The organism is Deltaproteobacteria bacterium, assembly GCA_016931625.1.
Taxonomy (GTDB): domain Bacteria; phylum Myxococcota; class XYA12-FULL-58-9; order XYA12-FULL-58-9; family JAFGEK01; genus JAFGEK01.
Genome location: JAFGEK010000020.1, coordinates 61,984 through 80,638 on the forward strand (window position 1 = coordinate 61,984; position 18,655 = coordinate 80,638).

The window sequence follows — 18,655 nt, forward strand, 5'->3', positions numbered from 1 at the left end:
CGCAGTGAACCACAAAATCTGTATGCCACGAATGCAACAGTATTGGGGGGTATCATTGCTGATACCTTTATTTGTATTGGCGGGGTGTGTTTATGATCCTGACGACCCTTGCGGTGAAGGTTTAGAACTTAAAGATAGCGTCTGCGTTTGCCAACCAAACCACATTCCTGAAGAGGTTGGTCGTTGCATACCTTGCGGTGAATTTGAACAAGCCTTTAGCGATACCTGCGAATGTATTGAAGGCTATTTACGCAATAGTGAAGGCGTATGTGTTGTTAGTAAACAAGGCAAACCATGCAGTGCTACAGAACCATGTGATGATACAATTTTTACTTATTGCCATTTGCTTGATGGTGGCAATGTTGGTTATTGCACCACACAAGGTTGTAGCAGCAATAATGACTGTTTAGGTAAATATACTTGTGAAACAAGAGTATCGCCTCAATACTGTATGAGACCAGCAACAGGATTAGGTAAGGCCTGCGATGGTCCTGATGGTTGTGCACAATATGAAGCTTGGAGTTGTGATTATTTTTTCGCCCATACCTGTCAAGTAGCTGCTTGTGATTTAGATGATATACTTGATTGTCCTCGCGGTTATGCCTGTTGTAGCTGGCCAAAACTTGTTGGAAATACTTATTTAAGTGCCGGTGGTACTAGAGGGATACCTACAAATTATTGTTACCCAGAATCGGCGATTAACGATAACGTTGACTTAGGCGCTGAATGTGGCGCTGTAAATAAATGAAAGGTTGAAGTCACCCCATGAAAACTACAAAGCTATTATCGTGCTTTGCATCTTTATTGGTGGCGGGCTTCGTTAATTTCGCCTTTAGCGATGGTGCAAATGCACAGGAAGACTCAGCTACTGGAAATGATGATGAAACGACATTATCAGAACCAGTTGATGAGCCAGTTGCAGAGCCAATTGCCACTGCTTCTGCTACAAAGAAAACCACAGATGCGGATGCCGCAGCAGCGGCTGCAGTTGCTACTGCAATGTTGGATACCTATCAGCCTATTACTGAAAAGCACTTAAGCATTTATGGCTTTGCTGATTTTACCTATCTTGATTGGTTTAAGATGCCGACGGATTTTAGGGGAAAGCAGTTAGCAGCATATCCAACTTTTACGGTTGGTCATTTAAATGTTTATTTTGATGCAACTTTGGCACGACGCTGGCGTGCTCTTGCCGAAGTTCAATTTTTATATTTACCACACGGCAGTGATCGCGAAGATGTCGAAGAAGATGATTATCCGCGTTATAACAATGAAGTCTTTGATTATAATGAACCTGGCAAAGATGTTACCTGGAGCGGTATTTCCGTTGAACGTGTTTGGCTTGAATATCAAATAAGTGATTTGCTTAATATTAGAGCAGGGCAATTCCCCACACCAATTGGTATTTGGAACGTCGATCATAGTTCTTTGGTTATTATTAATGCATTTGCTCCGTATTTAATCCGTGCTGGTTTTTTTCCGCAAACCCAAACCGGCTTAGAATTATATGGCACCAAAGGCCTGGGCGATTTTTTGCTGGGCTATAACTTAACGGTTTCTAATGGTCGCGGGCCTATTGATACTTGGCGTGACCTTGATGAAAATAAAGCAGTTGGTGGTAGGTTATATGGTCGAACTCGCCTTTTGGGTGAGCTAACATTAGGGGTATCGTTTTACAAAGGCCAATATACTGATCGCGATGCGCCAGAAACGCAAATGCAAGGTGATAAAATAGTATCTTTAATTCCTATTCTTGAACAATACGACGAATTTACGATAGCTGCTGATCTTAAGTGGGAATATAAAGGAATACTTTTGCAAAGCGAAGCTATCTGGAATGAGCGCGCTTATACAAAACATGGCCGTCCTAACGGCAAAGGGTTTCAAGCTGGCATATTCCCACGAGATGGCCGTATGTTGAGTTATTATGCTGTAGCTGGCTATCGCTTACCATGGCTACCACTTATGCCGTTTTATTCGTGGGAGCGTTATTTTGGTGGTTATGTATATGCTGGTTCAGGCTACAATAGCATTATCATTCATAATCTAGGCTTAAATTATCGTATGCTACCTAACGCGGTTGCCAAAGTAGTATATGCAAACCATCATTTTGTTATGGATGATGGTAGCAATGAAGGTAGGCACGATGGCATTGAAATTCAACTTGCCTGGGGCTTCTAAGGAAAGGACAAGCACTAATGAAAACGCGGAGTCACGCTATGATTGCGTTATTAAGTGCTCTGTTAGCAATTCTGCCGTTAGGTGTAGAAGCTAAGGCTGCCGAAAGTGCAAATGTGTTAGTAATAGTTGTTGGTAAAGATTCGCTACTTACCAACATACCGTTTAACCAATTGCGCCGTTTATTCATGGCTGAAATTTCAGAAATTGATGGACAAAGGATGTTACCTTTTAATTACGAACCAGGTAATGATATTAGAGTCGTCTTCGATAAAATGGTTCTTAAGATGGACCCTGATGCAGTTGGGCGCTATTGGGTTGATCGGTTAATTCGTGGCCAAGGAAAAGCTCCACCGATTGTACGTTCTCCTGAACTTGCCTGTGCGGTTGTTGGTAAACTTAAAGGTGCAATTGTTTACCTACCAATAGATAAGGTAAATGATAGTGTGCGTGTTATTAGCGTTAATGGCAAAATGCCTAAGGATCAGGGGTATCCTTTACGTTAGCTAATAACTAAGCATCCTTACCCAGCAAGGGGTAGCGCTATTGTTGTTGGTACGCTACAAAGCAGAGGTATGGCAATCATACCTCTTGCTTTAACACCTGGTGACGTTATCAGTGTTATCGCCCCTAGTGGCTGTTTTGACCATGATGCTTTCACATCTGGAATAGAAATTCTCAGGCAAGCTGGTTTTCAAACACGTTATAATCAAGATATATTTGTATCACAGCAATATCTTGCTGGTAGTGATAGTAGACGTATTAATGAATTAAAAGCAGCATTAAATGAACCAGATATCAAAGCTATATGGGTTGCTAGAGGCGGTTATGGAGCTACACGAATAATACCCCATATTTCAATAAATCAAATTGTAACTTCACCACGTTGGCTAATTGGTTTTTCTGACACGACTGCTTTACATTCTATATGGTCGCAAGCCAATATCGTATCTATACACGGTGCTAATATTACTACGTTAAAAACCTGGGATGAAAAAGCACGCCAAGAATTATTTCAATTGTTGAGTTGTCCCAAGCCCATAATCTATCAGGGAGAAGTTATATCTGGTGGGCCAAGTTTTGTAAGAGGACGTTTATTAGGTGGTAATCTTACTGTTCTTGCAGCGATGAGTGGTACAGGCGTATATGCAAATTTAGATGATTTTATTTTGATGATTGAAGATATTGGTGAACGACCCTATCGTCTTGATCGTAGTCTAACACAATTGCGATATTCTGGAGTGCTAAGTAAAGTTCGCGGTGTAGCTGTGGGGCAACTTACTAATTGTTGTGATCCAGGTAACGATAAAAATTCTGCATTACAAGCCATACTTAGTGCCTTAACAGATATGCATTTACCTATTCTTGCGGGGCTGCCTTTTGGTCATGAACCGAGCGCGCGTGCGGTATTGCTTGGGGCACAAGCAGAATTAAATACACAAAACGCCACGCTAACGGTGCAGCCATGAACGTAATGCAACAGCCTGAACCAACTGTTCCTGATATCGATCGTAGCATTCAAACAGGCATTTATAATAAAACTTTTTCTGCTGCAGCATGTATTGCTAGTGTGGGTAGCACAATTTTTCATCGTAGTGTGTACGGTTTAGTGTCACAACCACCACCTGTACGCCGTAGCGATTATAATTTATTATTTGACCTTGGAGGATTAACTCAAGTTTTAGGCGCTGGATTAGCAGCACTATACCTTATTAGCAAAAACCGTTTAGATTTAGATATTCCACTTGATCGTACCATACCTGAGTTTAAACATAGTCGTTTTAGCAAAATAACAGTTTCGATGCTGTTAGAACATTGTGCCGGATTTCCTTCGAGCAATGACCTATCAAATTATTTGCGCAAGCTCGATAATCGTCGTCCACCAGATAAACGTATTATTGGTACAAGTGCTGCTTTAGCGGAGCTTAAGCGGGTAGTCCCACAATTAAAATTATCATTTACACCTGGTAGTATGGTTACGGAGTCAGCGGTTAATAGCATGGTGCTTGGGTGGATCATTGAAGCGGTTACCGGAAAACCGCTTGATATCTTTTTAGAACGTGAAATATTTAAACCTCTAGGGATTGCTGACCAAATATTTTTTGTGCGCCTATATGAAACTCATCATCCAATGCTTAGTGCTAAAAGGGTTTTTGCTGCGGGTGAGCAATGTCCATGGCGTAACAAATTGCTTCAAGGTGAAGTTAGTGATGCTACAGCATGGATAGCGGGTGGCGTTGCCGGTCATGCTGGGCTTTTTGGCACAATTGATGCGGTATGGACTATTATCGATGCATTACAGCAAAGTTATCATGGTACGGGGCGCTTTTTTTTAGGTGGTGCAGTAAAACGTTTTTGGACTCGTTCAAAACGTTTAGCTTCTGCTACTCGCGCCTTAGCTTGGGATACCACAACTGTTAATAATCCCAAGGCAGGCAAACGGTTTTCTCAATCATCAGTTGGGCAAGTTGATCCATTAACTGGAGCGATTTGGATTGATCTAGCAAGTAAAATATCGGGAGTTTTCCTTGCTAATGGCAATCATCCTCGCGCAACTGACAAAATTGAAGCCATTGCTAAAATTCAATTAAGAGTATTTGAACTAATTGCCAAACACGGAGAGGCAATTTTACCACAGATCAATCAAGCAATGGGTTCAAAAGCTTTTTATGATTCATCAACTCAAGGCTCAGTGCAAACGTCTTCACCATATGGTGGCCGTCGTTATTAGGGGATGTCCCTGAATTAGGTTTAAAAGGTTTTAAATTAGGAGATAGATGTTTTGAGTTATATTTATATGCTCGGCATTTGCGGCACTGGAGTGGGTGCCTTAGCAGGTTTACTTAAACAATTAGGCCATGAAGTAGTTGGTAGCGATGAAAATGTTTATCCTCCCATGAGCGACAAACTAAGAGAATGGGGTATTCCCATTCTTAATGGTTATAACATTGAGCATCTTAGCCGTCGTCCTGATTTGGTTGTTGTTGGTAATGTGATTAGGGCCAGCAATCCTGAGGCGATTTTTATACGCGAGCAAGGCATTAAACAAATGTCAATGCCTGCAGCTATTGCTGAGTTTGGTATTGGTGACCGTCATAGCATCGTCGTAGCCGGAACGCATGGTAAAACCACGGTAACGGCATTAATAGCTCATCTTTTACTAGCCGCTGGGCGTGATCCGTCTTATTTAATTGGTGGGGCATTAATTGGTTACCCAGAATCTTTTCGCATAACTAATAGTAAATTTTTTGTTATCGAAGGTGATGAATACGATACAGCATATTTTGATAAAGGACCGAAATTTGTTCATTATCGACCACGTACTGCAATAATCACCAGCCTTGAATTTGACCATGCTGATATCTTTGAAAATATTGCTGCAGTCGAAAAAGCTTTTGGCCGTCTTGTGCAAACCGTACCTGAAGATGGCCATTTAATAGTTTGGCATGGCGCTACGCGTGCTCGCAAACAACTTGCATATGCTGGCAATAGGCATATTACGGTGTATGCTTTGCACCAACAAGATGGCGTAAATTTATATTTAAAAGAATATATTGATAGTCCAAATGGTCTTATTTTTACGCCAGTCTTTAATGGCGTTTCGCTTGGTTCTATGAATGCGCCATTGTGGGGTGAGGTTAGTGTGCAAAACGTTCTTGCGGCTATTGCCGCTACAATTGATGCTGGGCTTAATCGTGATGAGTTGGCGCATGGTTTTGCAACTTTTCGTGGGGTAAAGCGTCGCCTTGAGTTATTGGGTGAACCAAATGGTATAGCGGTAGTTGACGACTTTGGCCATCATCCAACTGCGGTTCGTATGACATTAAACGCTGCTAAGGTACGTTGGCCTAATCGTCGTTTATGGGCAGTATTTGAGCCGCGTTCAGCTACTGCTCGCAGAAATGTATTACAACACGAATATGTTGATGCTTTTCAAGATGCCGATATGGTGGTGATTGCTAGTCATGAGCGTATGAATGAAATTCCTTACGCACAACGTTTTAATCCTCAGTTATTAGTACAGCAAATACAGAAAAAAGGGATAAATGCGCGAGCTATCGCGCTAGTAGATGAAATTGCTAACACGATTTACAAAGAAGCAACTAGAGGCGATGTAATTATTTTGTTTTCAAATGGTTCTTTTGGGGGATTGCATATTAAAGTACTCAGTGATTTAGCGGCACGCCGGAATAAATAAATGACTACTAAAGACCAAATTTATAAAGATGCTGTTGTTATTGCAAAAGGCGCAGGCAATATTTTACGTGATGCATTTGGTAATACTCGCACCATTAAATATAAAGGTAGTATTGATTTAATAACCGATGCTGATCGTGCTTCTGAAAAATATATATTAACCGAAATACATAAGCGCTATAAAGAGCATGCAATTTTTGCTGAAGAGAGTGGTGATAATCAAAAAGATGGCCCTTGGCGCTGGGTAATTGACCCACTTGATGGCACAACTAATTTTGCCCATGGGGTACCATACTATGCTGTACTTATAACCGTACAAGAACGTATAGCCCCCAATAAATATGCAAGTAGCATTGCGATTACTTATGACCCATCACGCGATGAGTTGTTTGTTGCTAATAAGAACACAGGAGCAACACTAAATGGTAAACCTATATCGGTATCAGATGTAGGTAGACTCATTGAGTCATTACCTGCTACTGGTTTTGCTTATGACCGTATTGATAACCCTGATGATAATCATGCTGAATTTTGTCGTTTAAATTTACTAACTCAAGGTGTGCGTCGTTGTGGCTCTGCAGGATTAGATCTTGCTTATGTCGCATGTGGTCGTTTCGATGCTTTTTGGGAATATCGACTCAATCTTTGGGATATTGCAGGTGGCATTCTTTTAGTGTCTGAAGCTGGTGGTAAAATATCAACATTGCAAGGTAACCCACTTCAATCAGAGTCACTTGATATTGTAGTAAGCAATGGATATATTCATGAAGAGTTATTACAGGCCTTACGAAAATCTCGGCAGCTGCCGATTGGTTCTCGTGAAAATTTAACATAGCAAAAAGATAGTGATTTAAAGAAAAATTATTAAGGAAAGTAGTTATGCAATTACGCGATTTTAAAGCTCGTAAAGTTACTGATGATGTTATGTGGGTTGGGGCAATTGATTGGGACCGTCGGATATTTGACGAACTAATACCACTTCCTGATGGCACCAGTTATAATTCTTATTTAATTCGTGGTTCTAAGCACACAGCGCTTATCGATACAGTTGATCCAGCAAAAACCGAAGTTATGCTTAGTCGCATAAAGAGTACTGGTATTGAGAAAATTGACTATATTATTGCTAATCATGCCGAGCAGGACCATTCTGGCTCAATACCTATAGTGATTGAGCAACATAAAGAAGCCAAGGTGGTAGTTACTGAGAAGTGTAAAGGGATGCTTTGTGATCTATTGCATATAGATGCTGAGCGTATGTTAGTTGTTAAAGATGGTGATACTATCGATCTTGGTGGCCTCACTCTTCAATTCATTCATTTCCCATGGGTGCATTGGCCCGAGACCATGTTAACGTGGTTGCCTGAGCGCGCAGTACTTTTTTCTTGCGATTTGTTTGGATCACATCTCGCCACAGGTGATTTATTTGCCGACAGCCAAGCTGATGTTTTATTGGGTGCCAAGCGTTATTATGCTGAAATAATGATGCCTTTTCGCAGCAATATTAATAAGCAACTTGCAAAAATAAATGATTTAGAAATTAGTTACATTGCACCAAGCCATGGACCAATTTTTAATATACCCAATTTTATTACTGATGCTTATCTTGATTGGGTAAGTTCGCCGCCACGTAATTTAGTTGTAGTGCCGTACATTTCAATGCATGACAGTACTCGTCAGATGGTTGAGTATTTTGTTGATGGCATGGCTCGACGCGGTATTTGTACTGAGCAAATTAATTTAGGCGACGGTGATATTGGTAAGCTAGCAATGCTTTTAGTAGATGCAGCTACAGTCGTAGTTGGTTCGCCTATGGTTCTTATGGGGGCGCATCCAAAAGTAGTATATGCGGCATATCTATTGAATATATTGAGACCTAAATTGCTGCATTTATCTATTCTTGGGTCATTTGGTTGGGGTGGTAAACTCGTCGAGCAACTTCTAGGAGTTATGCCAAATATCAAAGCCGAAGTGTTACCACCGGTATTATGCAAAGGCGCACCCAAAGCCGATGATTTCGCAGCGATAGATGCATTAGTGGCAGCTATTAGCGAACGTCATGCTGCATTATCAAATAAGCTAACACGAAAATCTTAAAAATTTACAAGAAATTGTTACTGATCGAATTTACTTTAGTGACTACTACAGCGGTTTCTTTACTTTTTTCATGATACTTATTAAGGGGTGTCCCTAATTAAATGCTGTTTTTTTAGTGCTACATGTTTGTATTTCTTGTTATATGTGTTGTTGTGTTAAGGTTAGACAACGCTGTAAATTTTGCAAGAAAGTAAAAGAGAAACGTTATGACAATGCGTGAATTAAAAGGGATGATTGTTCCAAATATTACGCCATTTAAAAATGATGCTGCGCGTAGTCTCGATCTCGAAAGAATAGATAAATTAGTAGACTTCATCATTGATAAACAAAACGCTGATGCAATAATCGCTGTTGGAACCACCGGCGAATCAACGTCATTGTCACATGATGAAAAAGAAGTGGTAATTTTACGCACATTGAAAGCTGTTAAGGAGCGAGTACCGGTACTGGCTGCAACTGGTAGCGCTAATACACAAGAAGCTATTGCAATGACGCAGTTTTGCGAGCGTTCAGGTATTGCTGGTGTGCTTTTAGTATCGCCATATTATATCCGCCCTAATCAAGATGGTTTGTATCAACATTTTTCGGCAGTGGCACAAAATACTAAGTTACCGATAATACTGTATAACCATCCTGGTAGAACCGGCGTTTCAATTCAAGTTGATACCCTTATTCGTCTAGCGCAACGTTATGAAAATATAATCGGTATTAAAGATTGTCCAAATAATTTAGCTCTTTCTACTGATGTAGCCCGACGTTGTCGCTCTGAATTAGGCCGTTCATTTTCATTTTTAACCGGTGAAGATGAGTTTATTTATATGAATATTTGTCTTGGGGGCGATGGGGCGATTGCGGCTTCTGGACACTTATTAGGCAATGAAATTAAGCAAATGATAGACCTTTTTAACAAAGGTCAAGTTGAACAAGCGCGTAAATTGCAATTTATGATTACTGATTTAATACGTATGCTTTTTGTAATGCCTAGTCCAGCCCCACTTAAAGCTGCACTCGATATTTTGACAGAAGGCGAGGAGCTTGGTGGTCCAGTACGTTTGCCATTAGTAGATGCACCTGAAGATCTGAAACAAAAACTTAAAATTGAATTAGCTCGCGTTAAAGGCTAATTGCATTATTATAACGATTTTTCTTATTGTCAGTCGTTTTTTACTAGTACTGCACTGCGTCGTTAAGTTTTGTTGCAGTTGACACCAATACTGCGGCTCAGATACAGCCTGTAGAGTGAATCTTTTTGATTTAGCTGTTAGAGCAATAGATATTGCTAGTAAGGTTAAAGCAACCTTTAATACGGTGATGGCGCCTAGTGCCGAGTTAGAACAGCGCATTGATCGCATTCCTGCACAGTTAGGTCAATCAGGTGTAGATGCTTTTGGTTTTGACCCTCAGTACCTTAAGAAAGTTTTTGGCCTAGCTGTTTGGTTTTATCGTAGTTATTTCCGTGCTCAAGCTTTTGGTATTGAAAATATTCCTGATGGACGTTGTTTTATTGTAGCTAATCATTCTGGCCAATTGCCGTTTGATGCTGCAATGCTTACTGTTGCGGCTTTTGTAGAACGAGAGCCACCACGCTATTTGCGTGCAATGTTAGATCGATTCATACCATCAACACCTTTTGTGTCAGTATTTTTAGCCAGATGTGGACAAATTTTGGGTACTCAAGAGAACTGTAAACGATTGCTAGAAGCCCAAGAAGCAATATTAGTTTTTCCAGAAGGTGTTAAAGGACTTAACAAAACATGGGATGCACGCTATCAACTACAACGTTTTGGCAGTGGATTTATACGACTGGCGCTTGAGACAAATACTCCGATAATACCAACGATTGTAATTGGTGCTGAAGAGCAAGCGCCTGCTTTTGCTAATCTTGAATGGGTTGGAAAATTATTAGGTATTCCTGCATTACCCGTAACACCTTTCCACCCCTTAATCCCAGGTCTTGGTTTATTCCCAATGCCAACGCGCTATCGTATTTATTTTGGTAAACCACTTAATTTTTCAGGTGATGCAAATGATGATGATACGATTATTAGCGAAAAAGTTGAGCAAGTAAAACAAACCATGCAACAAATGATTACGGCTGGTTTATCCCAACGCGAGCATGTCTTTTGGTGAGGTTTAAAAAAAAGGTAGGTATAAATGCGTATTTTACTCACCGGCAGCTCGGGTCGCTTGGGGCGGCGGGTGGCATTAAAGTTACACCGCAATCATTACGTAGTGGGTATTGATTCACGACCTCCTAATTGTTTCCCGATTGAAATCGAGAATCATCAAATTGATTTACGTAGACGAACTGCTGAAAATATTTTGAAAGAAGGAAAATTTGATGCAGTAATGCATATGGGGGTTACGCACAATTTTCGTTTCTCTAACGAAGAGCATTATACACGCAATATTTTTAGTACTGAGAAATTGCTACAGTTGATAGTAAAATACCACATCAAAAAATTAGTACTGCTTTCTTCTGGTGATGTTTATGGGCCAATAGCGACTAATAGTCATTTTATTGATGAAGACGCACCATTAATGGCAAGCCAATCGTCAACTGGCATGCGCACTTTAGTTGCTGTAGATCGAGCTGTGCAATCATTTTTTTGGCGTCATAATGAAATCGAAACCGTTATTTTAAGGCCTTGTCATATAGTTGGTCCACATGTACGAAATGCTGCTTCAAAATATTTAAGGCTCAATATTGTACCCACTTTAATGGGATACGATCCCATGCTGCAGCTTATTAGCGAAGAAGATTTGTTGCCTTTAGTCGAAAATGCTCTAATGCCAGGTGTTCGTGGAGTGTTTAATTTGGCAGGCACTGAACCGGTTCCGCTGCATTATATATTAAAAATATTAAATAAGCCGACTTTGCCTCTCCCTTATGTGGTTTTGAAAACTTTTTTAGAACATGCTTTTAAATCACGTATGGTGTCTTTTGCACCACCCGAGCTTGATCATATACGCTTTAATGCCGTACTAGACACTCGTCGTTCTCAAGAAGTGCTTGGCGCAAAAATTACGCGTTTTCTTGAAAAAATACTCAAACCTTTTAAAGCTGGAAGTTTATATCCAGGTAGTAGTTAATTTTAGTACTAGCTTACGGCTAACCACTAAACAAGCAATGATAGCTGCTGTATTTTATCGATTAATGCACCATGGGCAGTTGGACCGATTAAATGCTTGGTTTGCACCCATGATGTAGCAGGTTGATAGAACCGTTGTTTCCAGGTTTGTAAGCGTTTTCCTGTATATAATAAAGTCTCATGAGAAATTTTTTTATTTTCAACAGCTAGCACTAATGCACGATACAATTCTAATACAATAGCTGGTTCATGGCAGGCCAAGAAAACATTTATGCCTGCATTGACTCCAAGAGTAGCAATTTCGTCAATGCTAAAGTGATCAGCGAGCGCTTTCATCTCGATATCATCGCTAAGAATCACACCATTAAAATTTAGTTCGTTTCGCAAATATTTTAATACTTGAGTTGAAATTGTGGCCGGGTGTTTTTCATCAAGTGATACAACAATCAGATGCGCAGTCATAATTGCTCCAACGCCAACTTTAATAGCTTCATGAAATGGTGGCCATTCCAGTTCACGCAGTCGAGTTAAATTATGATCAACAAATGGCAATTCAAGGTGACTATCTTTATCGGTGTCGCCATGGCCAGGAAAATGTTTACCACAACCGCCAATACCACCATTTTGTAGGCCAGCAATGAATGCAGAAGCTAGTTTACCAACTAACTGTGGATTATTTGAAAATGATCGATCGCCAATTATTGGGTTTTGGGGATTGCTATCTACATCTAACACTGGGGCATAATTAATATCAAAATTTAAAGCCCTTAACTCTTGTGCGATTGCTTTAGCCACTGATGCTACGAGTTTAGGATCATTTAACTTACCCAGCTGACGCATTGAAGGCCAGATTGTTGCAGGCTCACGAATGCGAGCTACGCGGCCACCTTCTTGATCTACAGAACATAATAATGGTTCATCTTTGCGGAAATGTTTTAACTCGCGATTAAACTCACAGATTTGTTCTAATGATTCAATATTTCGTGAAAACTGAATTATCCCTAGTGGTTGCACTTCTCGTAATAATTCACGCAATTCTGCGGTAATGCTAGTTCCATCAAAACCACAGATAATCATATTGCCAATAGCACGACGTACTTCAGAACGAGGTAATAATATTTTTGTCATAGGTGCATATATCTCATTTCTACAAAGAAACACACAACCCTAAATAGTAATTTGAGGTTGTATGTTTGTGGTTTTTTTAATCAGTAGACGATGAATTATCCATCGGCTCTGATACTGTAAATGGCTGATACGGAGCTGAAGGCGCATAGTTAGAATATGGGCTGTAATGACTGTATTAGGCTGTTTGAGTCATCTGTCTATGACTTTGGCTTTTAGCTGTAGTTGACGAATTATTGTTGTTCGTGTCTGCAGAGACACTATGTATCGCTAAATTATAAAAATATTATTCCTGAGTAGCCACAAATGTTACGATAATGTTGCATGTCAGGTTGCCTGTATTTGGCAAATATCAAGCAATATTTTGCATTTAGCTATACAAACTTAGCCTTGTATTGTCACATAAATGATACACTTTAGCAGATAGACATTTGTAGAAATAGGCATAATATTGCTTGAACGATATTACATTAAATAGCTTTTTTAAGGTTGTTCGCGGTTGGTACACTAAACCGCAAACGATACGTGAGTTTAAACTGGTGGTATGTGCTTTGGCCATAATTATTATGAGGTTATTATAAGGTTTTCGTTTGTCTTTCGCATTACTGCAATTTCGCTCCTGATGTTTTCTATAGTGGCTTGTTCCAATAGTAAACAAGAAGAACGTAACCGTCCATGTGACGCTAATGATTTATGTGCTCCTAATTATACCTGCCAAGAATTTACTGATGAAGTAGCCGGTGTTACTAATAAACTATGTGTTACTTTACATTCTCTGGATTGTAGTTTAAGCGCAACTAATAGCGCACTTTGTATAAAAAATATCGCAACCACTGAAGATACTACCGAAAGCTGTGACGTGCGCTGGGATATTTTGTCGTGTTTCGAAGGTGGTCAAGGTTGTGATGGCGGTTGTCGTATATGTAATTGCAAATCAGACGACCCCGATTGCACTGAATATGTATGGAGTAAATGTGAAACTAGTATTGCAACTTTAGGTCAAAAACATAGTTGTAGCAATACTAATGATGACTGCACTAAAAAAGGATTAGGTGCTGAAGCTACTTGCGTTAATATTGGTGCTGTCTCTCCTAATTATGTTTGTTCAGCGGTTAAATCTTCACAATGCTCCACAGGCTTTATTACATAATTCTCCAACATTAGCCGCTGGTGTTATTTGATTACTATTTATAGTCAACATTATTTGCTCCTTTTTTTAAAATGCCGTTAATATTAGCAAAAAGTTATATTAAATATTGTTGTAAAACACTTTTAGGTGTTGCCGGAAAATATGTAAAGTAGTTGCTTTGAAAATAGTCTTTAACGAAAATGTTACAAACTAACCGCGTTACATAATTTATGTCACAGTTATGTTGCATGCGGTTAAGAGTGAAACGTGCGATAGCATTACTATGCTTATATTATTAAAATAAAATGGGTTAAGTCTTTTTGTTTGTCGCGAAAATGATTCAAACTTGTTGCTATGATTTTACGCCATCGTAATCTCTTTGTGTGAATATAACTTTGTATGAATTATTTAAATTTGGCTTCATATCAATACAGTAATCTTTCAGATCTAAACATTGGTTATTTGTTATTACCGGTTGTGGTATAAAAAGGAGAGCAGTATAATGATTGAAACAGCCAAACAATTATTGGCTTATAATTTGCCTGAAAATATTTCATTTTCTTCAAACGAAGACCAAACTAAAATTATTAATGATAATAAAAAGAAATTAACTCTTCCTAAAAAAAGAATTGGTTTTACTTTTGATTCATCTGTAGCTGTAGCACCAGAAGCTACTAAATCATTAGTAAAATTTTATCAAGGTATCGATAGTAATCGCGCGCATAGCGATAAAGTAACACCGGCTATTTCAGATAAAAATAAAAAGTTATACCTACCATCAAAAAGTACTTGTTTGTTTTCTGATTCATCATTAACTATGCCATCTTCATTAAGTGTATCTTCAACACAACTGGGATTTAATCTTGTTAGTAAAAATGGCATCATCGGGAACAACATTTATTATAAAAATATTGAGGATGTTATTGATGCGTTAAATAAAGCGAAAATGGTTCAGGATGCGAGTGCAGAAAAAATAATAAGGCAACAATTTAATGAACTTAAAAAACAATTGCCACAGTTTCAAAGAATTTTTAATGAATTACAAATCACAGAATCACATTTGTTGAAATGGTTAGCAACAGGAAGCATTCCGAACAATGTGATAGAGGTTTATATAAGGCATCAGCAGGCTGACAATAAATCAAAATATCTAGAAAAGAAAATAGCAAACAGTATTTACTTGTTACTTAAATATGGTGAGTATGTTGCCCATTTTCGCGGCGAGATAGAAGCTGAAACAGGAGAAAATCCGCTGCTGCTTACTATGCAGGCTATGCAAACCAAATTTTGGCAAAAAGAACAAAATATTGTTGTAAGTAATGCTACAAATATTTTTTATAATCTTAAGGATAATAGATTTAAATTAGCGATGGCCGAGCATAGTCTTGATAGTTTAAACGTAAAGTTAAACTATCAAGTCTTAAATCTATCCCCAAATGATGAAGAAATCATCAAGACACAAAAAATGGTCGAGCGTGCTAAAATAGCAATTAATAATTATAGCGATCTTATTGCCAATCAAGAGAAAGCCGCACGTTCAGTTTTAACAAGTTTGTATCAGCGGCATGCCAAACGAGTTACCCAAAAAACACATAATAATGATCCTGAGCGCCTTAATGCTGGTCGTTATGCAGCAGCGAATGCTGTAGTGGAAGCAGATGTTAAACATAAAATTGATGCAACTGATATTGGCAATGAAATCAAAAGCGCTAAACAAATTGAGTTATTACTAATAAATATAAGAACCACACTACATTGGGTCCAAGAGACAATTTCAATCAACACATATTGGACAGAAGACAGCATTACTCGTGCTGATATAATAGAAGCTTTAGAAAAGATTAGACCACAACTGCAATCAATTCATGAGATACTGCGCAATGAAAAAGTAAATGAAATAAATGATAATACCATCGTCGAAATAGCAAAATACTATGCAACGGCAGTTTTTTGTTTAAGTGATGCCTATGAAGCAGAGGCCGATGATCTTGAACAACAATGTCAAGTATCTGCAACCCCACAAGTGGGAGTAAGATTAGCTCTTCTCTGCCACAATGCTGCGATGTTATCACTCGAGATTGCTGAAATAGAACTTTTGGCGGCAGATGCGCGCGTCTCTATGGAAGTTGGCAAGAAAACCTTTGATGAGCAAGACGAGCAAAAACTAAATCTCCATGATTTTGTTAATTACCTCGAAGAACGAGCAGCAGATAAGGATACCCAACTAAAAGCTTATCAAGAAACCTTAAAAAAACTTAACTCTTTACCAATATCTACCTTAGGAGCAACCTATCCAACTCAAATTTATAGTATCGTTGGTCGTAATGAGTTGCAAATACTCTATACTACTTGGAGGTTACATAACTCCCAAAAAGAATACGACGCAATAATTAGTCAACGAGATGAGTTTGCTGCACGTCTTACCGCAGGAGCTTGGCCTGAATATCAAAAACAAAAGCTAAAACTGCAACTCTCCAAAACAGAAAAACAAAAGACTAAAGAAAATTTACAAATCAAAATTAAAATACTGGATAAAAAACGTAAGGTAGAAATTGCTCAAGAACAAAGCAACAAAGAGACGCAAAACTTTCTTGATTCTCGTATGACTGACGTTATCATTGGCGAAGAATTTTTGATTCCGTTTAATAAAGCAAATCCGTTAATAAATCTTCAAAGTGCTGGTGTCGGCGATATCTACATAAAAGCATTTGACGCATCTAAAAGAAATTCCATTATATGGCATCAACGTGAAATAAATGCGTTGTTAATATATTGGTAAAAGATGATAAGGCTAAAATATCAGAAATGTTTACCCAGACTGCGTTGGCTTGTCTGCGACAAATATTTTTTGGTACTAATTTTGCATACAGTGAAAGCACAGGTTTCTATAAGCTGCTTGATGAAATTAAAGACATCGTTACCATCTCGTCTCAAAATGCCGTTAGCTCTTATTATAATACAATTATGTCTGATTTGAGTTATGGGATTGAACAGATAAAAAGACAAATGTTTGATGAGCTAACAGAACAACAAACCTTTGCGACGGTTAAAGGTATAGACTGTATCAGTGATAAATATGATGCATTTCGTGATCATGGTGGTTTAGTTGTTGGTACTATTTTTGGGCGTATCAATAGAGGAATATCGCAAGATAAAAATCAACAAAAACTGTCTGATGAAATCAGTGCGCTAACAAATATTGCAAAACAAGATTTACAAATGGCTATAGATATCTATTGTCGACTTACAAAAGAAGAGGAGCGCTTAGCTTATATAACTGCATTACGCAGCAATAACGCTGAAATGTTGTCTCAATTTTGTAATAACAATTTTTTACAAGCCCAAGCCATAATAAACGCATGGAATACTACTAATACCGGTCAATTGTTTGTTGGTACGAATGAAACTGAGGGCATATTTTTAAATGAAGCAATTACTCAAAGCCTGGATCTTACTCAAGTAGTATTTGCGCCAAATCTACCTGATGTAAATTCTCGCCTTGAAAATTTACAGATTAGTACGGAGAAAACAACTAAAAACCTACAAGATAATTGGGTTGCTCTCCAAGTACTCGATGTTGCAACCTTGATGCTACTAGGTGGAGCCGTAGAAGCAGCTGGTGTGGCTACTCTTGCTCAAGCCAGCAATCTAGTTAAAATATCTACTACCGCCAACAACTTAAGTAAAGGGACACAAGTACTTATATTCGCTAGTCGTGGTGTTTTGGCGGTTAAAAAAGGATTCCAAACCTTTCAAAAAGCAAAAACCATACTAATTAGCCCAATACGTAACCAAGTAATTAATCTACCAGGTGTAGTAGGTACTTCTGGGCGCTTTCTTTATGATCTCGCTTATTACCGCACCATTGGGATGACACTCGATGTTATTAATACCAGTGCTCATAAAGCTTTTGGTAATGACAGTAATAGAGCCGCTTTTGTACAACTATTAGTAATGATGACCAAGCTTGGTCCCAGTTTTAATCCATATCGAATTGGCATTTCTGCAGGTTTTGAAGTTGGGATTGAAAAACTTTATCAAGAAATCGAGAAAATGCCAGAGCAGGCATTAAATCAGGCGGTCAACGGACATTTAACTCCTGCACAAGAAAAGGCACTAAAACAAAAAATGATTATGTGGCATTACATAGGTCGCGCTACAGTTGATGTTACTAAAATTTTAGTAAGACGCTGGCAACGTTATAATTCTGGTACAGAGGCAACGACCCAACAACAAGTTACTGAACTTTCAAAAGTTTTACGTAATAATGGGGCAGTTATAACCTCTGGTACGACATTAGCTCTTACCAGTTTATTGCGTGGCTATTCATTATCTCTCTGTGAAGTCGGCCATTTTCGTCAGCCACCATCAGTTTTTGAAAATTATCGTAGCTCAATAATTAAAGCATTAGGAAGTAATGCTTGCCCACGCGCACAAGTAGCATTGCGCGAGTATCTTGATGATCAATTACTGGTCCTTGCAGCAGAACGCTCAGGATTAGATAAACTTCAACCAAATAACGATGTTGTTAACACAGAGGTACTAAATAAAAGTATTGAAAGCGTCAAAAATGATTTAATGGCGTTTGGTGTAGCGAAAACAGACGAAGAAGCCGAAAAATTAGCGCGTGAGCATATTACTAACTGTGTTTTACTTAGTGCTTTGTGTGATACTTCCAACGAAAGAACTAGTAATAAAGTCATAAAATAGTATAAGCTATGTAGCACTTATTGTTTATATGGGGATTGCTAAAAAATTAACAATACCTAATTTTATAAGTAGAAGGATTTTTTCTGTAATGGGAGCATAATGCGTTCAGCTATTTAAAATGATATCTTTA

General features: G+C 38.6%; 15 protein-coding genes. 14 read left to right on the forward strand and 1 reads right to left on the reverse strand.

Going from position 1 to position 18,655, the window contains the following annotated elements:
• Positions 1-4 precede the first annotated feature (4 nt).
• The 11 genes from JW841_01480 (at position 5) to JW841_01530 (ending at position 11,562) form a co-directional block, all read left to right on the forward strand.
• Positions 5-748 (forward strand): hypothetical protein, encoded by a 744-nt coding sequence (locus JW841_01480; GenBank protein MBN1959590.1) that lies wholly within the window; start codon positions 5-7, stop codon positions 746-748.
• Between the two features lie 17 nt (positions 749-765).
• Complete coding sequence (locus JW841_01485; GenBank protein MBN1959591.1) at positions 766-2,181, forward strand: hypothetical protein; 1,416 nt, start codon at positions 766-768, stop codon at positions 2,179-2,181.
• Between the two features lie 38 nt (positions 2,182-2,219).
• The gene (locus JW841_01490; GenBank protein MBN1959592.1) at positions 2,220-2,684 is read left to right on the forward strand and encodes a hypothetical protein; all 465 of its coding nucleotides are present in this window, start codon (positions 2,220-2,222) and stop codon (positions 2,682-2,684) included.
• Between the two features lie 69 nt (positions 2,685-2,753).
• Positions 2,754-3,647 (forward strand): LD-carboxypeptidase, encoded by an 894-nt coding sequence (locus tag JW841_01495; protein MBN1959593.1) that lies wholly within the window; start codon positions 2,754-2,756, stop codon positions 3,645-3,647.
• The gene (locus JW841_01500; GenBank protein ID MBN1959594.1) at positions 3,644-4,909 is read left to right on the forward strand and encodes a serine hydrolase; all 1,266 of its coding nucleotides are present in this window, start codon (positions 3,644-3,646) and stop codon (positions 4,907-4,909) included. Before JW841_01495 ends, JW841_01500 begins: the two co-directional genes overlap by 4 nt.
• 51 nt (positions 4,910-4,960) lie before the next feature.
• Complete coding sequence (locus JW841_01505) at positions 4,961-6,376, forward strand: UDP-N-acetylmuramate dehydrogenase (GenBank protein ID MBN1959595.1); 1,416 nt, start codon at positions 4,961-4,963, stop codon at positions 6,374-6,376.
• Positions 6,377-7,210 (forward strand): inositol monophosphatase, encoded by an 834-nt coding sequence (locus JW841_01510; protein MBN1959596.1) that lies wholly within the window; start codon positions 6,377-6,379, stop codon positions 7,208-7,210. It begins immediately after the preceding gene.
• Positions 7,211-7,254: 44 nt separating this feature from the next.
• Positions 7,255-8,469, forward strand: coding sequence for an FprA family A-type flavoprotein (locus JW841_01515; protein MBN1959597.1), 1,215 nt, complete (start codon positions 7,255-7,257; stop codon positions 8,467-8,469).
• Between the two features lie 206 nt (positions 8,470-8,675).
• Positions 8,676-9,593 carry a 4-hydroxy-tetrahydrodipicolinate synthase gene (locus tag JW841_01520; protein ID MBN1959598.1) on the forward strand — a complete coding sequence of 306 codons (918 nt, stop codon included), beginning with the start codon at positions 8,676-8,678 and terminating at the stop codon, positions 9,591-9,593.
• Positions 9,594-9,780: 187 nt separating this feature from the next.
• On the forward strand, positions 9,781-10,599 hold the full coding sequence (locus JW841_01525; protein ID MBN1959599.1) for an acyltransferase family protein: 819 nt from the start codon (positions 9,781-9,783) through the stop codon (positions 10,597-10,599).
• Between the two features lie 24 nt (positions 10,600-10,623).
• Positions 10,624-11,562 (forward strand): NAD-dependent epimerase/dehydratase family protein, encoded by a 939-nt coding sequence (locus JW841_01530; GenBank protein ID MBN1959600.1) that lies wholly within the window; start codon positions 10,624-10,626, stop codon positions 11,560-11,562.
• A gap of 26 nt (positions 11,563-11,588) precedes the next feature.
• Here JW841_01530 and nagZ read toward each other — a convergent pair whose 3' ends face one another.
• Positions 11,589-12,689, reverse strand: coding sequence for a beta-N-acetylhexosaminidase (gene nagZ, locus JW841_01535; GenBank protein MBN1959601.1), 1,101 nt, complete (start codon positions 12,687-12,689; stop codon positions 11,589-11,591).
• A 631-nt stretch (positions 12,690-13,320) separates the two neighbouring features.
• Here nagZ and JW841_01540 point away from each other — a divergent pair.
• The 3 genes from JW841_01540 to JW841_01550 all read left to right on the forward strand — a co-directional run bounded on the left by JW841_01540 (position 13,321) and on the right by JW841_01550 (position 18,525).
• Positions 13,321-13,836 (forward strand): hypothetical protein, encoded by a 516-nt coding sequence (locus JW841_01540; protein MBN1959602.1) that lies wholly within the window; start codon positions 13,321-13,323, stop codon positions 13,834-13,836.
• Between the two features lie 481 nt (positions 13,837-14,317).
• Positions 14,318-16,594 carry a hypothetical protein gene (locus JW841_01545; GenBank protein MBN1959603.1) on the forward strand — a complete coding sequence of 759 codons (2,277 nt, stop codon included), beginning with the start codon at positions 14,318-14,320 and terminating at the stop codon, positions 16,592-16,594.
• Entirely contained in the window at positions 16,588-18,525 is a 1,938-nt protein-coding gene (locus JW841_01550; protein ID MBN1959604.1) for a hypothetical protein, read from the forward strand. Before JW841_01545 ends, JW841_01550 begins: the two co-directional genes overlap by 7 nt.
• The last annotated feature ends 130 nt before the right edge of the window (positions 18,526-18,655 follow it).